We start from the raw sequence: 15,394 nt of genomic DNA on the forward strand, positions 1-15,394 counted from the left end.
TCTAAGGTATTTACAAAATTTAACGATATACTTACTAGAGATAAAAATAAGATGTTTTTTTAATTGCATAGCATATATCATAAGTGCTATGTTAGATAATGTAAAACGAAAATGCTTGTAAGGAGAAAAATAAGTGAAAGTATATGAAAAAAACAAATTAAAAAATATAAACAACATTGAAATTAATAAAGAACCTAAACAAATGTTAACCGATATAAATCAACACTTCCTCTTTAATACATTAAATAGCATATTATCATTGTGTAGGGAAAATTCGGAGGAAGCTAGAAAAGTTATTTTAGAACTTAGTAGCTATCTAAGATTTAAATTTGACGCAACGGATGGAATCGTTTTTTTGCATAAGGAAATAGAGTGCATAAAATCTTATTTGTATATTCAAAAGGTTAGGTTTGACCATAGATTAAATATTGTGTACGATATTCAAGGAGATGTAAATTTTTTAATCCCTAAAAATTCAATATACAATTTAATTGAAAATGCAATTATACATGGAATTTTAAAAAAAAATCATGGGGGAACAATAACCTTTATGGTTGCTATTAAGTGTGAAAAAATAGTAATAAAAGTCAAAGATGATGGAGTTGGTATGGAGGATGTGCAAATAAGGAGGCTATTTAAAGATGAAAGTGGGGGCTCAATTTCAACTTTAAATTCTCAATATAAAGAGTTATATAATGCGGAAGTAGAAGTAGTTAGTAAATTTAATATGGGGACTTGTATAACATTATATATACCAATAGAGAATATAAAATATGAATAGCTTCCATTTTATTAGTATGATGAAATTTAAATATGGGTGGGATTTATATGTTAAGAGTAGTATTAGTAGATGATGAAAAATTGTCTTTGAATGAACTAAGTTTTATTTTAAGTAAAAACAGTGGGGTAGAAATTATAGGTACGTATGTGGATTCCTTAACCGCTTTAGAGTTTATAAAAAAAGCTAAACCTGAAATTGTATTTCTAGATATAGAAATGCCAGAGATTGATGGGTTTACTTTAGCTGAAGAGATATGTAAGATGGATTTCCCAGTAAACATTGTATTTGCAACAGTATTTGATAAATATGCTGTAAAAGCTTTTGAAATTAATGCTATTGATTATGTTTTGAAGCCATTTTCAGAGGAAAGGCTCCAGATTACTATGGATAAAATAAATGAAAGATATAATTGTAATGAAAATATACCTCCATTTAGCTATAATAATATATTTCCTGAAAAACAAGAAATTACGGGCATGAAAAAGCTACCACTTTGGAAAGAAGAATGCATATATCTTGTGAATCCACAAGATATATTATATTGTACCGTGTTAAATAAAGAGGTGCTTGTTTTAACTAAAGATGGCAATTTTACAACACAGTACACTTTAAATCAATTAGGAAATAAATTAAGCAATTATAATTTTTTTAGGAGTCATAAAAGTTATTTAGTTAATTTAGATAAAATTCATAAAATAGTTCCCTGGTTTAATAGTACCTTTGTGCTAAAAATAGAAGGATGGAAAGAGGAAGTGCCTGTAAGCAGACACTATGTTAAAGAATTCAAAAAAATAATTAATATGTAATGCTAAAGGTGAGGGATGTAAATGAAAAAAATATTAATAGTAGACGATGAAGTCAATAATAGATTATTATTAGAGGAAATACTTGAAGAGTTTAAAGAGCAAGGGGTAGAGATAGTTCTTGCGGAAGATGGAAAGCAAGGACTGGATATAATCCTAAGGGAGAAACCAAATTTAGTGTTTTTAGATATTATGATGCCTGAAATAGATGGTTATGAGGTATGTAATATAGTGAAAAAGGAATTTAACCTAATGAATACCTATATAGTACTTCTAACTGCAAAGGGACAAGCAGAAGATAAAAATAGAGGTAAGGTTGTATTATGTGATAAATACATTACCAAGCCTTTTTATTTTGATGAAGTTTTAGCCATAGCTACAGAGGTACTGGGATTAAAACTTAATTAGGGTCACTATAGATTTTTAGATTTATTCTTTTAATTTTTTCGAATTGAAAAAATGAAAGGATAAATCTATTTTTTTATGTTTTAAATATGATAAAATTGACAAAAATAAATAATAGCAGGCTTTTGTTTAAAGCGTTATACTTAAATATTTTTGTTTTGACTTTAAAATAAGATAAAGTTTGGCACCATAAGAGTACAAAGTTTTTTAAATAATGTTATACTATTATAAGAAATTATTACGGATGAGAGGTAGAGATGTATGTTACGTAAAGCACAAGAAAAATTAAAGAAGTATTATGGATATGATAGTTTTAGAAAAGGACAAGAGAGTGTAATTGAGAGTATTATAAATGGGAAGGATACATTTGCTGTAATGCCTACAGGTGCAGGAAAATCAGTTTGTTATCAGATTCCGGCACTGCTTCTACCAGGAGTAACTCTTGTGATATCACCACTTATATCTCTTATGAAGGATCAGGTAGATACCTTAAATAGTGTAGGTATACCGGCAACATATATAAATAGCTCACTCAGCATTAATGAAGTTAATGAAAGAATTGATAAGACTTCTAAGGGAGAGGTTAAGCTGCTTTATGTTGCACCTGAAAGACTAGAATCAGAATTTTTCTGTAACATGCTAAATAGATTAACAATATCACTTTTAGCAGTGGATGAAGCTCATTGTGTATCTCAATGGGGACATGATTTTAGACCTAGTTATTCAGCAATTTCTAGTTTGATAAGAAAATTACATGTAAGACCAATTATAGCAGCTTTTACTGCAACTGCAACGCAGGCTGTAAGATTAGACGTTATAAAGTTACTAGAATTAAGGGAGCCAGATATTTATGTAACTGGGTTTAATAGAGAAAATTTAAGCTTTACTGTTATTCGTGGAGAAAACAAAAGAGATTTTGTTTTGAAATATATTGAAGATAATAAAGACAAGGTAGGTATAATCTATACCGCTACAAGAAAGGAAACGGATAATCTTTATGAGCTTTTGAATAAAAAGGGATACAATGTTGGAAAATATCATGCAGGACTAGCTGACTCGCAGAGGAAAGAAAACCAAGAAAAGTTTTTGTATGATGATATAAATATTATTATTGCTACAAATGCCTTTGGAATGGGAATAGACAAATCAAATGTTCGATATGTAATTCATTATAATTTAACAAAGAGCATGGAGGCTTATTATCAAGAGGCAGGGCGTGGAGGCCGTGATGGAGAGCCTAGTGAATGCATATTATTATTTTCTGCAGCAGACGTACTACTTCAAAAATTCTTTATAGAACAAAGCACCGTGTCTCCTGAAAGAAAGATAAGCGAATACAAGAAACTTCAAGCTATGGTGGATTACGCGCATACAACTAGATGCCTTAGGCAGTTTATTTTAGAATATTTTGGTGAAGAAAATACTAGAGATAAATGCGACAATTGTAGTACTTGCAATGATGAAAGTGAGCTAGTAGATATAACTATTGAGGCACAAAAAATATTTTCTTGCATCCTTAGGATGAAGGAGAGATTTGGTACTACCTTAATTGCAGAGGTGCTTCGAGGTTCTAAGAATAAAAAAGTTTTGGACCTTGGATTTGAAAAACTATCTACCTACGGAATAATAAAGCAATATACTGTTAAAGAGATAAGAGACCTTATAAATGTGCTTACGGCAGAAGACTATTTATCCCTTGCAGATGGTCAATTTCCAGTGGTTCGTTTAAAAGAGAAAGCTGTGGCAGTACTCAAAAACCAGGAAAAGGTCTATCAGAAGGTTGAGAAAAGAAAAGCTAAGGCAGCTAGCGGTAATGGTTTATTTGAAATATTGCGCTCACTTCGAAAAGAGATTTCTGAGCGGGAAAAAGTTCCACCATATATTGTTTTTGCAGATAGTGCCCTAAGAGAAATGAGTGAATATTTCCCAGTAAATAAGAGTGAGTTGTTAAGTATCAAAGGGGTAGGAGAATCTAAACTTAATAAGTATGGAGAAGAATTTATTCAGGTTATAAAAAAATATATGAATGAAAATAATATAGAAATTAAGGAAAAAATACTATATAATGAAGAAGTTGATATTACGGCTTTAAATGAAGCGGCAGTGGAACAGAAGGGCGAAAATGAAGATAAGCTGCCTAGCTATGTTATTACTTATAATATGTATAAAGAGGGCATGCGCATAGAAGATATAATTTCTGAGAGACAATTAAAAAGTCTTACAGTGCAAGATCATATATTAAAATGTGCTTATGAGGGATTTGAAGTGAATTTAGATGATTTTATTCCAAAAAATCATGAAGCACTTATTATAGAGGTCATAGAAAAAATTGGAGCTTCAAAGTTAAAACCTATTAAAGACGCGCTACCAAAGGAAGTAGATTATTTAGCTATAAAAGCAACTATATTTAAGCACGCGAACAATAAAATTTCTTAGAAAAAAGGAGAAAATATGGATAAATCATTTATTGAATTAGGATTACAAGAAAACCTTATAGAAGGTTTAAAAAAACAAGGAATCGAAAGCCCTACAGAAATCCAAGCAAAGGCTATTCCTCTAGGACTTGAAAACAAAGACATAATAGGAGAATCAGAAACGGGTACAGGTAAAACATTAGCATATTTACTGCCTATATTCCAAAAAATAGATATAACATCAAAGGATATTCAAGCAATTATTCTTGCACCTACTCATGAGCTTGCAATGCAAATACATAAGCAGATAGAACTTCTATCAGAGAACTCAGCGTCGCAAGTAAAATCCACTAGCATAATAGGCAATGTTAATATCAAAAGACAGCTAGAGTCTCTTAAGGAAAAACCACATATAGTAGTTGGGTCTGCAGGAAGAATTTTAGAACTTATAACTATGAAAAAACTAAAATCACACTTTGTAAAGACTATAGTAATTGACGAAGGTGATAGAATGATAGATGAAAATAATATAGAGGGAGTAAAAGCAATAATAAAAACTACCCTTAGGGATAGACAAATCATGTTATTCTCAGCTACAGTATCACTTAAAGCCGTAGAAATTTCAAAAACACTAATGAAGGACGCAGAGGTTATTAAAGTAGGGGATAAAAGTGTTGTAAACCCTAACATAGAACATATGTATTTCTTGGTTGAAAGAAGAGAAAAATTGATTCTTTTAAGGAAACTTATAAGTGCTACTAGCCCTGAAAAAGCAATAATATTTATAAATAAAAGTGATGAGGTAGAAATTACAACTTCAAAGCTTAGATATCATGGATTAAGCGTAGAAGGAATTCATGGAATATCTGAAAAAGAAAATAGAAAGAAAGCTATTGAGGATTTCAATGCAGGGAAAATCCAGCTTTTGGTAGCTTCTGATTTAGCGGCTAGAGGACTGGATATAGGAGGAGTAACACATATATTCAACCTTGATATACCAGAGAACTCTAAGGACTATTTACATAGAGTAGGAAGAACAGCAAGAATGGGTCAGCGTGGGCTAGCACTATCCATAGCAGAAGAGAGGGAACTTGATCTTATTAAAACTTATGAAAAAGATTTTAATATAGAAATTCTGCAAAAAGATATCTACATGGGAAGAATTATTGAGCCAGAGGATGCCCCTAAAGCCAAGCGCGCAGAAAGGATCCAAAATAAAACATCAAACACTAATAAATTCAATAAAAATAAATAAATTAGGAATAAATTTCATTAGCCTACTTTCCTGACCTGTGGTATAATGGGCAGTAGTTTGACTATAATGGAATCACTTAATGTATGGAGGTATTTATAAATATATGATTAGTACAAATAATATAAGTTTAAGATATGGTGCACGTAAATTATTCGATAATGTTAATATAAAATTTACACCTGGTAATTGTTATGGGTTAATTGGTGCAAATGGTTCTGGTAAATCAACTTTTCTTAAAATATTATCAGGTGAAATTGAGTCCAATACTGGAGAAGTTATAATTACACCAGGAGAAAGACTAGCAGTTTTAAAGCAGGATCATTTTGAGTTTGATGAACATGAAGTTATTAATACTGTAATGATGGGACATGTAAGACTTTTTGAAATAATGAAAGAAAAAGATGAATTGTATGCAAAATCAGATTTTACGGATGAAGACGGAATTAGAGCTTCAGAACTAGAAGGTGAATTTGCGGAGCTTAATGGATGGGAAGCGGAATCAGAAGCTTCAATTCTTTTAATGGGCCTTGGCATAACTGAAGAACTTCAAACCAAAAAAATGAAGGAACTAACAGGATCAGAAAAGGTTAAGGTACTCCTTGCACAAACACTATTTGGTAAGCCAGATATTTTATTACTGGATGAGCCTACAAACAATTTAGATGCAAAATCTAAAAAGTGGCTTGAAAATTTCTTATTAAATTTTGAAAGTACTGTTATAGTTGTCTCTCATGATAGGCATTTTTTAAATAAAATATGTACTCATGTTGCAGATATAGACTTTAGTAAAATTCAATTATTTGTTGGAAATTATGATTTTTGGTATGAGTCTAGTCAACTTGCTCTTCAAATGGCTAAAGATTCAAATAAGAAAAAAGAAGAAAAAATTGCAGAGCTTCAAAACTTTATTGCTAGATTTAGTTCTAATGCTTCTAAAGCAAAACAAGCTACTTCTCGTAAAAAGCAATTAGATAAATTGACTTTAGATGATATAAAACCTTCTTCACGTAAATATCCTTTTGTTGGTTTTAAACCAGAAAGAGAAGCTGGAAATGATTTAGTAGTAGTTGAAAATCTAAGTAAAACTATAGATGGAGTAAAGATTCTTGATAATTTGTCTTTTATAGTTAACAAGGGAGATAAAATTGCTTTTACAGGTGCAGATGAAATAGCTAAAACTACATTATTTAAGATTTTAATGGGTGAAATGGAGCCAGATAGTGGTGAATTTAAATGGGGAGTTACTACTTCTAAGGCTTATTTACCAAAGGATAACTCAGAATATTTTAATGATGTAGATTGTAGCTTAGTTGATTGGCTTAGACAATTTTCAGAGGAAAAGGCAGAAAGCTTTATTAGAGGCTTTTTAGGAAGAATGCTTTTCTCAGGAGAAGAAGCTCTTAAACAATCTAGTGTCTTGTCTGGTGGAGAAAAGGTTAGATGTATGCTTTCTAAGATGATGCTTAGTAATGCTAATGTATTAATATTAGACGAGCCTACTAATCATTTAGACCTAGAGTCTATTACTGCTTTAAACAATGGGTTAACTAGCTTTACTGGAACGATGCTACTTACGTCTCATGATTATCAGCTAGTTCAAACAGTTGCAAATAGAATAATAGAAATTACACCTAAGGGTATAATGGATAAACAAATGTCTTATGATGAATTCCAAGAAAGTGATGATATTCAAAAAGAATTAGAACTTATGTACAAATAAAGAGAAGCACTTCTAATAAAAATTTTATTAGAAGTGCTTTTTAAATTAATTAAAAGCCGCAGCCACCAAATCCACCGCCACAACCGCCGCAACCACCACGTCCACCAATGCCTAAAAGTAAAAGAGCTAACCAAATACCACTGCCACCGCCACAACCATTCCCAAAGCCGCCTCCACAACCATTTCCGCAGCCATTTCCACAGTTGTTTCCACAAATGTTTTCACATCTACAAACAGGTTTACAGCAACAATTATTACTACAACAACAGTTTTTATGTCTATGACTCATATAAAAACCCTCCCTTTATATTTCGGTACAGTCAAATAAATAACAGATAAGCATGCTTGCTATTTATTTGACTGTGCCTAAGTTAAAAGTTTGAAAATCAACTAAAGTGCTTAACCCGCTACTTTAGGAAGAAATTTTACACTTTAACTTAAGTATTGTAGTTGCTTTGGTATTAATACCAGCACATCTAGGTAATGGAGGTCTACTTTAAAATCATTAAATAAAAAAAATTATAGGTGGTACTTTAATATATTCTGGGTTTCACTAAGTGTGAATATAAAATAAAGCAAAGATCTAAAATAAAAAATTATAGCGTAAGTTGGTACCTATCAGGTGAAACTGCAGTATTTTATTTAACTATGTTTTTTTGTTTTTATAGTTTTAAATTCATTAGAACAATAATACTCAGCTTGATTATAAATTCTATTAATTGTTTTAGATGTAATTATATTATAATTAAAAATAAATATAATATTTATTTTAAGAAAAAATTATCATACTAAAATGCTGAGAAGCCTTGAATTTTCAATGTTTTAAATTGCATTCTCAGTTGTGAAATTTGAATTAAATAGAAAATCAATATTATGGTACGTTTGACATATTAATTATCAGGCAATATAATGAATTTAATTGAAAAATATGTATGGAAAAGAAATTTACTGTAAATATAATAGTGTGATTAAAATTTGTACCAAGAAGTTAAAAAATTAAATATTTGAAAAAATATTTATGGGAATATAAAGAAAAATGTTGAATTAAAGTATAAAATAGAATACAATAGAATAAATAAAATTATTATACTTAATTAGAAATAATAGTATATTATTAAAAATAATAATAAGTTTTTTTGGTAAAGCAAAGTTTAAAATATTAAGAATAAAATGCTATATTCTCTTATATATAATATAAGGTATATATAGAAATTATTAATGTTTAAGGGGGGGTTATTTAATGAAAACAAAAAGAATGCTTAGCTTACTGTTAGCATCAACAATGATGCTAACAGTTTCAGCGGGCCTAGCGGGGTGCAAAAAGAAGACCGCAACAGTTCCATCAATAGCTGAAACAAAAAAGTCTAGTACTGAGGCTAAAAAGGATGATGATCAACATATAAAGTTAATATTCCTTGAACCTGAAACGCTAGATCCAAATCAGGCACAAGACACATACTCTAACACAGCATTAAATGCAGTTCAAGAAGGATTAGCAAGGCTGAAGACTGTTGATGGAAAAGATAAAATAGAACCAGCAGGAGCTAAAAGCTGGGAAACATCTAAGGATGGATTAACTTGGACTTTTCACTTAAGAGATTATAAATGGAGTGATGGTGTACCAGTTACAGCTCAGCAATATGTGGATTCATTCCAAAGATTATTAAAAAAGGATAATGCCTTTCCGTATGCATACTATGCATATGAAATAAAAGGTGCCGAAGCTTACAATCTTGGAACTGGAAAGGTTGAAGATATTGGAGTAGTGGCTAAAGATGATAAGACATTGGTTATAACCTTAGTTAGACCTACACCATATTTTGATAAAAAATTAACATTTAAAGCTTTCCTACCAATAAGACTTGATGTTATAAAAAAAGGTGGGGAAAATTGGAAAACAGACATTACAAAACAAGTTTATTGTGGACCTTATATAATAAAAGAATGGGTAAGAAATAACAGCATAACCTTTGAAAAAAATCCTACTTATTGGGATGCTGCAAATGTATATCTTAAAACTGTAGAAATGAATGATATAAAGGAATTCTCAACTCAAGCTCAATTATTTGAAACAGCTCAACTAGACGTTACTGGATCCACACAACAATATATTAAAAAATGGCAAGAAGAGGCTAAGGCAGGAAAATTCCAATATGCAGAAGGCGACGTACCAACTACTTGGGCTTTAGGCTTCAATAATGAGGGTGGTCCAAGCGGATTAATGAAAAATAAAAAGATAAGAATGGCAATGGCATTGTCATTTGATAGAGAAGACTATATAAATACACTTGTGAATAGATTTACTCCAGCTTATGGGTGGGTTCCAAAGCCAGTACAATCAGGAAAAGAAGTCTACAGAGATGTAAGCAAAGAGCCATTAAAAGAGCTAGCAGCTGAGTATGCAAACAAGCCTGAAAAACTCAAGGCATTATTTAAAGAAGGGCTTAAAGAGCTTGGCAATACTACAACTGATTTGAGCAAGATAAAAATTAAATATATCACCTATGCAGCAGGATCAGATGAAAAACAAAAGTCTGAATGGTGGCAACAACAATTTAAAAAGAATTTAGGGATAGATTTAAATGTAGAAGTACTTGGAAACCTTACACTTTATTCTCAAGCTAAAAAAGATATGAAGTATGATGCTGTAATGACTGGATGGGGAGCAGATTTCGACGATCCAATAGGTTTCCTAGATATGTTTTCAACCAAAGGTGTGAATAATATGGTTAGGTATGCTAACCCAGAGTACAGCAAGATTTCTAAAGAACTTGCTACTGAAATAGACCCTGCAAAAAGATTAAAACAATATCAAAAACTTGAAGAAATGCTAATAAAAGATGATATTGCTTTAGCTCCAATCTATTATCAAGATACAAGAAGATTTTTACAAAACTACCTTAAAGATTTCATGTATCCTACTTATGGAGCAGATTATGAATGGAGATGGGCATACACCTCAGGTAGAAAATAGTAATCATAATAATATGCATAGGAGCTCTCTTAAGAGCCCTGTGCGTTATTAAAAAAAGGAGAGAATTTTATGATTCGTTACACTATTAGAAGATTTGTGGAAATGTTACTGACACTTTTTATAATAGCAACAGCTACATTCTTTTTATTGCAAGCTGTGCCAGGTGATCCTCTAGTTGCAAAAGTAGAAAAATTACCACCAAATATAAAACAAGAAATGTATAAAAAATATGGATATGATAAACCAGTTAGTCAAAGATATGTTAAGTCTATGACGGGTATGTTAAAAGGAGACTTTGGTGAATCTATAGTTTTTCCTGGACAAACTATGGGAAGTATAATAAAAACAAAACTACCAGCATCTGCAAGACTTGGAATACAACAAATGCTACTGGGAATAGTTATTGGTATTATGCTAGGAATTTTAGCAGCTATGAAAAGGAGTACATGGGTTGACTATAGCATAATAACCACGGCTGTTTTACTTATTTCTATACCAACCTTTGTATTTTCATTACTACTTCAAAAATACTTTGCAGGAGATCTTGGGTGGTTTCCAGTAATAGGATGGCCCAAGGGTAAAGATTTGTGGCTGGGTGGATGGGAGTATACAGTTCTACCTACATTAGCAGGATGTTTTGGGTATATTGCATATTATTCAAGACTTTTAAAAACTTCTATGCTTGATGTTATTAATCAAGATTATGTATTAACTGCAAAATCTAAAGGATTATCAAGCAAGAGATTAATTTTTAAGCATATAATGAGGAATTCAATGATTCCCATAGTTACATTCCTTCCTATGACTATTGTAATGTGTATAACGGGATCATTCTTTATAGAAAGAGTGTTTTCTATACCTGGACTTGGGCTCTATTATATAGAAGCAGTTCAAGGTCTAGATCTTCCAATAATTATGGGTGAGACTATAATAACTACAGCTATGTATATAGTATGTATATTTATATCTGATGTGTTATATACAGTTGTTGATCCAAGAATAAGGCTTATAGGTGGAAAAAAATAAGGGGGGGGAGTTATCAATGACAAAATTTAAAAAGGAAGAATTTGAATTAATTGATTGTGACCAGCAGAATTCTGATGTGATAACAAGACCCAATATAACATATTGGCAGGATGCTTGGAGAAGACTTAAAAAAAATCCTATAGCAATGATATCTTTAGGAATATTAATAATATTGATAATAATGGTTATTGTAGGTCCATACATAAATGGAAAAGATTTTAAAACTGTTGATGGAACTAAAAAAAATATAGTACCTTGTGGTGAATATTGGTTTGGAACTGATTCATTGGGAAGAGATTTATTTTCAAGAGTTTGGTATGGTGGTAGGGTATCCATTGCAATAGGATTAATTGCAACAGCCATACAAATAGTTGTTGGATGCTTATACGGCGGTGTAATGGCCTACTTTGGTGGGTGGATAGACGAGCTTATGATGAGATTTATAGAGGTAATAACTAGTATTCCAGGATTACTTTTAACAATACTAATAATAGTGGTTTTTGGTAGTAGTGTTCCAACTTTAATTTTTGCGCTGACTATTACATCGTGGTGTGGTACAGCAAGAATGATAAGGGGACAGTTAATGCAACTTAGGGAGAGTGAATATGTGCTTGCAGCGGCAGCACTAGGTGCATCACCATCAAGAGTTATAATAAAGCATTTAATACCAAACACAATAGGGGTATTGATATTAACTATTTCAACTAGCATACCAGGGTATATATTTGATGAGGCAGGACTAAGCTTTTTAGGACTGGGACTCCAAGCTCCAAATACAAGTTGGGGTGTGCTTATATCCTACGGACAAAATGCAATGGCTTTTTATCCATATCAATTATTTTTCCCAGCAGCTGCAATTTGTTTAACGGTGTTAGCATTTAACTTGTTTGGTGATGGTTTAAGAGATGCACTTGATCCAAAACTTCGTCAATAGTGGGAGGCAAACAATGGAAAAATTAATAGAAGTTAAAAATTTAACAGTATCATACAATACTTATGCTGGTGAGGTTCAAGCGGTAAGAGGTACGTCCTTTGATGTAGAAAAAGGAGAATGTATAGCTATAGTTGGAGAATCTGGATGTGGTAAAACTGTTACTTCCAAAGCAATAATGGGACTTATACAAGCACCACAAGGCGTTGTTAAAGAAGGCAGTGAAATTATATATAAAGGTGAAGATATATTAAAATTTACTGAAAGGCAGTGGCAAGATTTTAGGGGTGCTCAATGTAGCATGATCTTTCAAGATGCTTTAACAGCCTTAAATCCAACTATGAAAGTTGGCAACCAAATTGCAGAAAATTTAATAATTCACAGAGGAATGAGTAAGAGAGAGGCTTTAGAAGAGGCTTTAAAAATGTTGCAGCTTGTTGGAATTCCGGATTCGGATAAAAGGATTAATCAATATCCACATGAATTTTCAGGAGGTATGAGGCAGAGGGTTATGATTGCTATAGCGCTGGCATGCAATCCAAGTATGCTAATAGCTGACGAGCCAACCACAGCATTAGACGTTACAATACAAGCACAGATTATAGATATAATTAAAAATCTTCAAGAAAAGCTAGGGACATCAGTTATACTAATTACTCATGACCTTGGAGTTGTTGCGGACCTTGCTAATAGGATATTTGTTATGTACGCTGGAAAGATAGTTGAAGCGGGGAATTTTGAGGAAATATTCTATAGCCCAAAACATCCGTATACTTGGGCACTGCTTAAATCAGTACCAAGATTAGATCTTGAAAATAAGGAAGAACTAGTATCGATTAAAGGAACGCCACCTGATATGGTTTGTCCTCCAAAGGGCTGTGGATTTGCGCAAAGATGTTCACATTGTATGAAGATATGTTTAACCAAGGAACCTCCAGCATACAAATTTGGAGGAGAACATAGGGCATCTTGTTGGCTACATCATGAAATGGCTACGAATTTAAATCTACCTTTTGAAGTTGGCGGGGGTGTGTTATAATGCAAGATAAAAAAGAAGTAGTATTAGAAGTTAAGAATTTAAAAAAATATTTTGATGTAGGAAAAAATGCAGTTTTAAAAGCAGTTGATGATGTGAGTTTTATAATAAGAGAAGGCGAAACCATAGGCCTGGTTGGTGAATCTGGTTGCGGAAAGACTACCTGTGGCAGAACTTGTATAGGAATGTATAATAAAACTGAAGGCAGTGTTCTATATAAGGGAAAAGATGTTCACAAAATACATGGAGCTGAAAAGAAAGCATTTTGCAAGGAAGTGCAAACAATCTTTCAAGATCCATATGCATCATTAAATCCAAGAATGACGGTTGGAGATATAATAGCAGAAGGAATTGATATTCATAATCTAGCTGCTAATAGTAAAGATAGAACAGATAGAATTCAATATCTTTTGCAACAAGTTGGCCTTAATAAAGAACATAGTAATAGATTTGTGCATGAGTTCTCAGGTGGACAAAGGCAAAGAATAGGAATAGCAAGAGCATTAGCTGTTGAACCTAAATTTATAATGTGTGATGAACCTATATCAGCCCTTGATGTTTCAATACAGGCACAGGTTGTAAACCTTCTTATCAAACTTCAGAGAGAAATGGGTCTTACTTATTTATTTATTGCTCATGATCTTTCAATGGTTAAGCATATGTCTGATAGAGTTGCTGTTATGTACCTAGGGGTTGTGGCTGAGCTTACAGAGAGTAAAGAACTTTATAGAAATGCTCTTCATCCATATACTAAAGCTTTGTTATCAGCAATTCCAATTGCTGACCCAAGGCTTGAAAGAATGAGAAAAAGAATAATGCTTGAAGGTGAGGTTCCAAGTCCAATAAATCCTCCACTTGGATGTAGATTTAGGAAAAGATGTAGCTATGCTATGAAGATATGTAGTGAGCAAACGCCACCACTTAAAGAAGCTGCTCCAAATCATTTTGTAGCATGTCATTTATATTAAAATAATTTGTTGTTTTAATATTAAAGTTTAGGAGAAGATAACATATGGATAAAGTCTTAATTTTTATTAAGGATATAATTAAATCAATAATATTAGGGTTAATAATTTCATTAATATTAATATTAATATCAACATTAGGAGCTATTTTAATAAAACGCGATGGTGCTAAAGTTACACTAGAAGTTGTCCGTAGTACATTATTCGTTGTAGGAGGCCTTGGTTTAATTGTTTATTCTGCGTTTATATTAAAGAGAGACGCACGAAGGTCTCTAGAAAATGAAAAACAGTGGAAAGAAAGGTTTCAGATTATAAACTTTGTTAATGTGCTACTGATTGTAAATGTTGTGATTCTAGTTTCAGGAGTTGTAATTGATAATATAAGATATTATCTTTAGAGTGCCACCCACGTGGCAAGTTAGTACCAAATATTAAAAGCACATGGAATTCCATGTGCTTTTAATATTTGGTATATAATTATTTTAATGTAAATTCATATTATACTATTTATAGAATACTATTATAAATAGTATATTATTGAAAATAAATATTATAATCATTTTAGTCCTACAAAAAAGGATTTTTGAAAAACATATAGAATATAATAAAAAAACAAAAAAATTATAAGTGGAGGTAAAAAATATGAAAAAAAATAGTGATTTAATATCTGCTAAAGAGTCTGTAAAGTCAAAAGCAGAAAAAGTTATAAAGTCTACGGAAGAAACAGCAATAAAAGTGGCTTCTGACGTTGTGAAAAAAGAAAATATGGAAAAGACTATTAATGCAGTGAAAGCTACTGCTAAAAATGTTAAAGCAAAGGCTACTAAAGCAGCCACCGTTGCCACAACTGCTGCAAAAAAAACAATAGCTAAGAAAGTCGATGTTTCATTTTACGTTCAATATCAGGGGAAAGAGGTTAGCAAACATACAATACTAGAAAAAATTCATGATGAGTGGGTTAAATCTCATAAACTTTCAGAACTTAAGACTTTAGATGTATATTTAAAGGTTGAAGACGATACGGCTTATTGTTTGGTAAATGGAAAAATCAACATAGACTTGAAATTATCTTAAGATAAATTAA

General features: G+C 31.7%; 14 protein-coding genes. 13 read left to right on the top strand and 1 reads right to left on the bottom strand.

Features of this window, described 5'->3' with window-relative positions; all coding sequences use genetic code 11:
- The first annotated feature begins 133 nt into the window (after positions 1-133).
- The 6 genes from Ctaglu_RS18325 to Ctaglu_RS18350 all read left to right on the top strand — a co-directional run bounded on the left by Ctaglu_RS18325 (position 134) and on the right by Ctaglu_RS18350 (position 7,378).
- The gene (locus tag Ctaglu_RS18325; RefSeq protein ID WP_125004375.1) at positions 134-781 is read left to right on the top strand and encodes a sensor histidine kinase; all 648 of its coding nucleotides are present in this window, start codon (positions 134-136) and stop codon (positions 779-781) included.
- Positions 782-828: 47 nt separating this feature from the next.
- Entirely contained in the window at positions 829-1,587 is a 759-nt protein-coding gene (locus Ctaglu_RS18330; RefSeq protein ID WP_185732798.1) for a LytR/AlgR family response regulator transcription factor, read from the top strand.
- 21 nt (positions 1,588-1,608) lie between these two features.
- Positions 1,609-1,992: a response regulator transcription factor gene (locus Ctaglu_RS18335; RefSeq protein ID WP_125004379.1), complete on the top strand. Its 384-nt coding sequence runs from the start codon at positions 1,609-1,611 to the stop codon at positions 1,990-1,992.
- Between the two features lie 258 nt (positions 1,993-2,250).
- A complete protein-coding gene (gene recQ / locus Ctaglu_RS18340; protein ID WP_125004381.1) occupies positions 2,251-4,425 on the top strand; it encodes a DNA helicase RecQ in 2,175 nt (724 codons plus the stop codon).
- A gap of 15 nt (positions 4,426-4,440) precedes the next feature.
- Entirely contained in the window at positions 4,441-5,658 is a 1,218-nt protein-coding gene (locus tag Ctaglu_RS18345) for a DEAD/DEAH box helicase (protein WP_125004383.1), read from the top strand.
- 103 nt (positions 5,659-5,761) lie between these two features.
- A complete protein-coding gene (locus Ctaglu_RS18350) occupies positions 5,762-7,378 on the top strand; it encodes an ABC-F family ATP-binding cassette domain-containing protein (protein WP_125004385.1) in 1,617 nt (538 codons plus the stop codon).
- Positions 7,379-7,427: 49 nt separating this feature from the next.
- Here Ctaglu_RS18350 and Ctaglu_RS18355 read toward each other — a convergent pair whose 3' ends face one another.
- Positions 7,428-7,667: a ground-like protein gene (locus tag Ctaglu_RS18355; RefSeq protein WP_125004387.1), complete on the bottom strand. Its 240-nt coding sequence runs from the start codon at positions 7,665-7,667 to the stop codon at positions 7,428-7,430.
- Between the two features lie 951 nt (positions 7,668-8,618).
- Between Ctaglu_RS18355 and Ctaglu_RS18360 the strand changes: the two genes are divergently transcribed.
- From Ctaglu_RS18360 to Ctaglu_RS18390, 7 genes are all read left to right on the top strand, one after another.
- The gene (locus Ctaglu_RS18360; protein WP_125004389.1) at positions 8,619-10,352 is read left to right on the top strand and encodes a peptide ABC transporter substrate-binding protein; all 1,734 of its coding nucleotides are present in this window, start codon (positions 8,619-8,621) and stop codon (positions 10,350-10,352) included.
- Between the two features lie 69 nt (positions 10,353-10,421).
- Entirely contained in the window at positions 10,422-11,378 is a 957-nt protein-coding gene (locus Ctaglu_RS18365) for an ABC transporter permease (protein WP_125004391.1), read from the top strand.
- 16 nt (positions 11,379-11,394) lie between these two features.
- Positions 11,395-12,312 (top strand): ABC transporter permease, encoded by a 918-nt coding sequence (locus Ctaglu_RS18370; RefSeq protein WP_125004393.1) that lies wholly within the window; start codon positions 11,395-11,397, stop codon positions 12,310-12,312.
- Between the two features lie 13 nt (positions 12,313-12,325).
- Positions 12,326-13,348 carry an ABC transporter ATP-binding protein gene (locus Ctaglu_RS18375; protein WP_125004395.1) on the top strand — a complete coding sequence of 341 codons (1,023 nt, stop codon included), beginning with the start codon at positions 12,326-12,328 and terminating at the stop codon, positions 13,346-13,348.
- Positions 13,348-14,313 (top strand): ABC transporter ATP-binding protein, encoded by a 966-nt coding sequence (locus tag Ctaglu_RS18380; protein WP_125004397.1) that lies wholly within the window; start codon positions 13,348-13,350, stop codon positions 14,311-14,313. The genes Ctaglu_RS18375 and Ctaglu_RS18380 overlap by 1 nt, the downstream gene beginning before the upstream one ends.
- 44 nt (positions 14,314-14,357) lie before the next feature.
- Positions 14,358-14,708 carry a hypothetical protein gene (locus Ctaglu_RS18385; protein ID WP_125004399.1) on the top strand — a complete coding sequence of 117 codons (351 nt, stop codon included), beginning with the start codon at positions 14,358-14,360 and terminating at the stop codon, positions 14,706-14,708.
- 244 nt (positions 14,709-14,952) lie between these two features.
- On the top strand, positions 14,953-15,384 hold the full coding sequence (locus Ctaglu_RS18390) for a DUF6465 family protein (protein ID WP_125004401.1): 432 nt from the start codon (positions 14,953-14,955) through the stop codon (positions 15,382-15,384).
- The last annotated feature ends 10 nt before the right edge of the window (positions 15,385-15,394 follow it).

Source organism: Clostridium tagluense (assembly GCF_003865095.1).
GTDB lineage: Bacteria > Bacillota > Clostridia > Clostridiales > Clostridiaceae > Clostridium_AD > Clostridium_AD tagluense.

What these genes read in the sequence shown, in the direction of transcription:
- Ctaglu_RS18330 (WP_185732798.1), top strand. Translation starts at nt 829, where the DNA reads ATGTTAAGAGTAGTATTAGTAGATGATGAAAAATTGTCTTTGAATGAA.
- Ctaglu_RS18335 (WP_125004379.1), top strand. Translation starts at nt 1,609, where the DNA reads ATGAAAAAAATATTAATAGTAGACGATGAAGTCAATAATAGATTATTA.
- recQ (WP_125004381.1), top strand. Translation starts at nt 2,251, where the DNA reads ATGTTACGTAAAGCACAAGAAAAATTAAAGAAGTATTATGGATATGAT.
- Ctaglu_RS18345 (WP_125004383.1), top strand. Translation starts at nt 4,441, where the DNA reads ATGGATAAATCATTTATTGAATTAGGATTACAAGAAAACCTTATAGAA.
- Ctaglu_RS18350 (WP_125004385.1), top strand. Translation starts at nt 5,762, where the DNA reads ATGATTAGTACAAATAATATAAGTTTAAGATATGGTGCACGTAAATTA.
- Ctaglu_RS18355 (WP_125004387.1), bottom strand. Translation starts at nt 7,667, where the DNA reads ATGAGTCATAGACATAAAAACTGTTGTTGTAGTAATAATTGTTGCTGT.
- Ctaglu_RS18360 (WP_125004389.1), top strand. Translation starts at nt 8,619, where the DNA reads ATGAAAACAAAAAGAATGCTTAGCTTACTGTTAGCATCAACAATGATG.
- Ctaglu_RS18365 (WP_125004391.1), top strand. Translation starts at nt 10,422, where the DNA reads ATGATTCGTTACACTATTAGAAGATTTGTGGAAATGTTACTGACACTT.
- Ctaglu_RS18370 (WP_125004393.1), top strand. Translation starts at nt 11,395, where the DNA reads ATGACAAAATTTAAAAAGGAAGAATTTGAATTAATTGATTGTGACCAG.
- Ctaglu_RS18375 (WP_125004395.1), top strand. Translation starts at nt 12,326, where the DNA reads ATGGAAAAATTAATAGAAGTTAAAAATTTAACAGTATCATACAATACT.
- Ctaglu_RS18380 (WP_125004397.1), top strand. Translation starts at nt 13,348, where the DNA reads ATGCAAGATAAAAAAGAAGTAGTATTAGAAGTTAAGAATTTAAAAAAA.
- Ctaglu_RS18385 (WP_125004399.1), top strand. Translation starts at nt 14,358, where the DNA reads ATGGATAAAGTCTTAATTTTTATTAAGGATATAATTAAATCAATAATA.
- Ctaglu_RS18390 (WP_125004401.1), top strand. Translation starts at nt 14,953, where the DNA reads ATGAAAAAAAATAGTGATTTAATATCTGCTAAAGAGTCTGTAAAGTCA.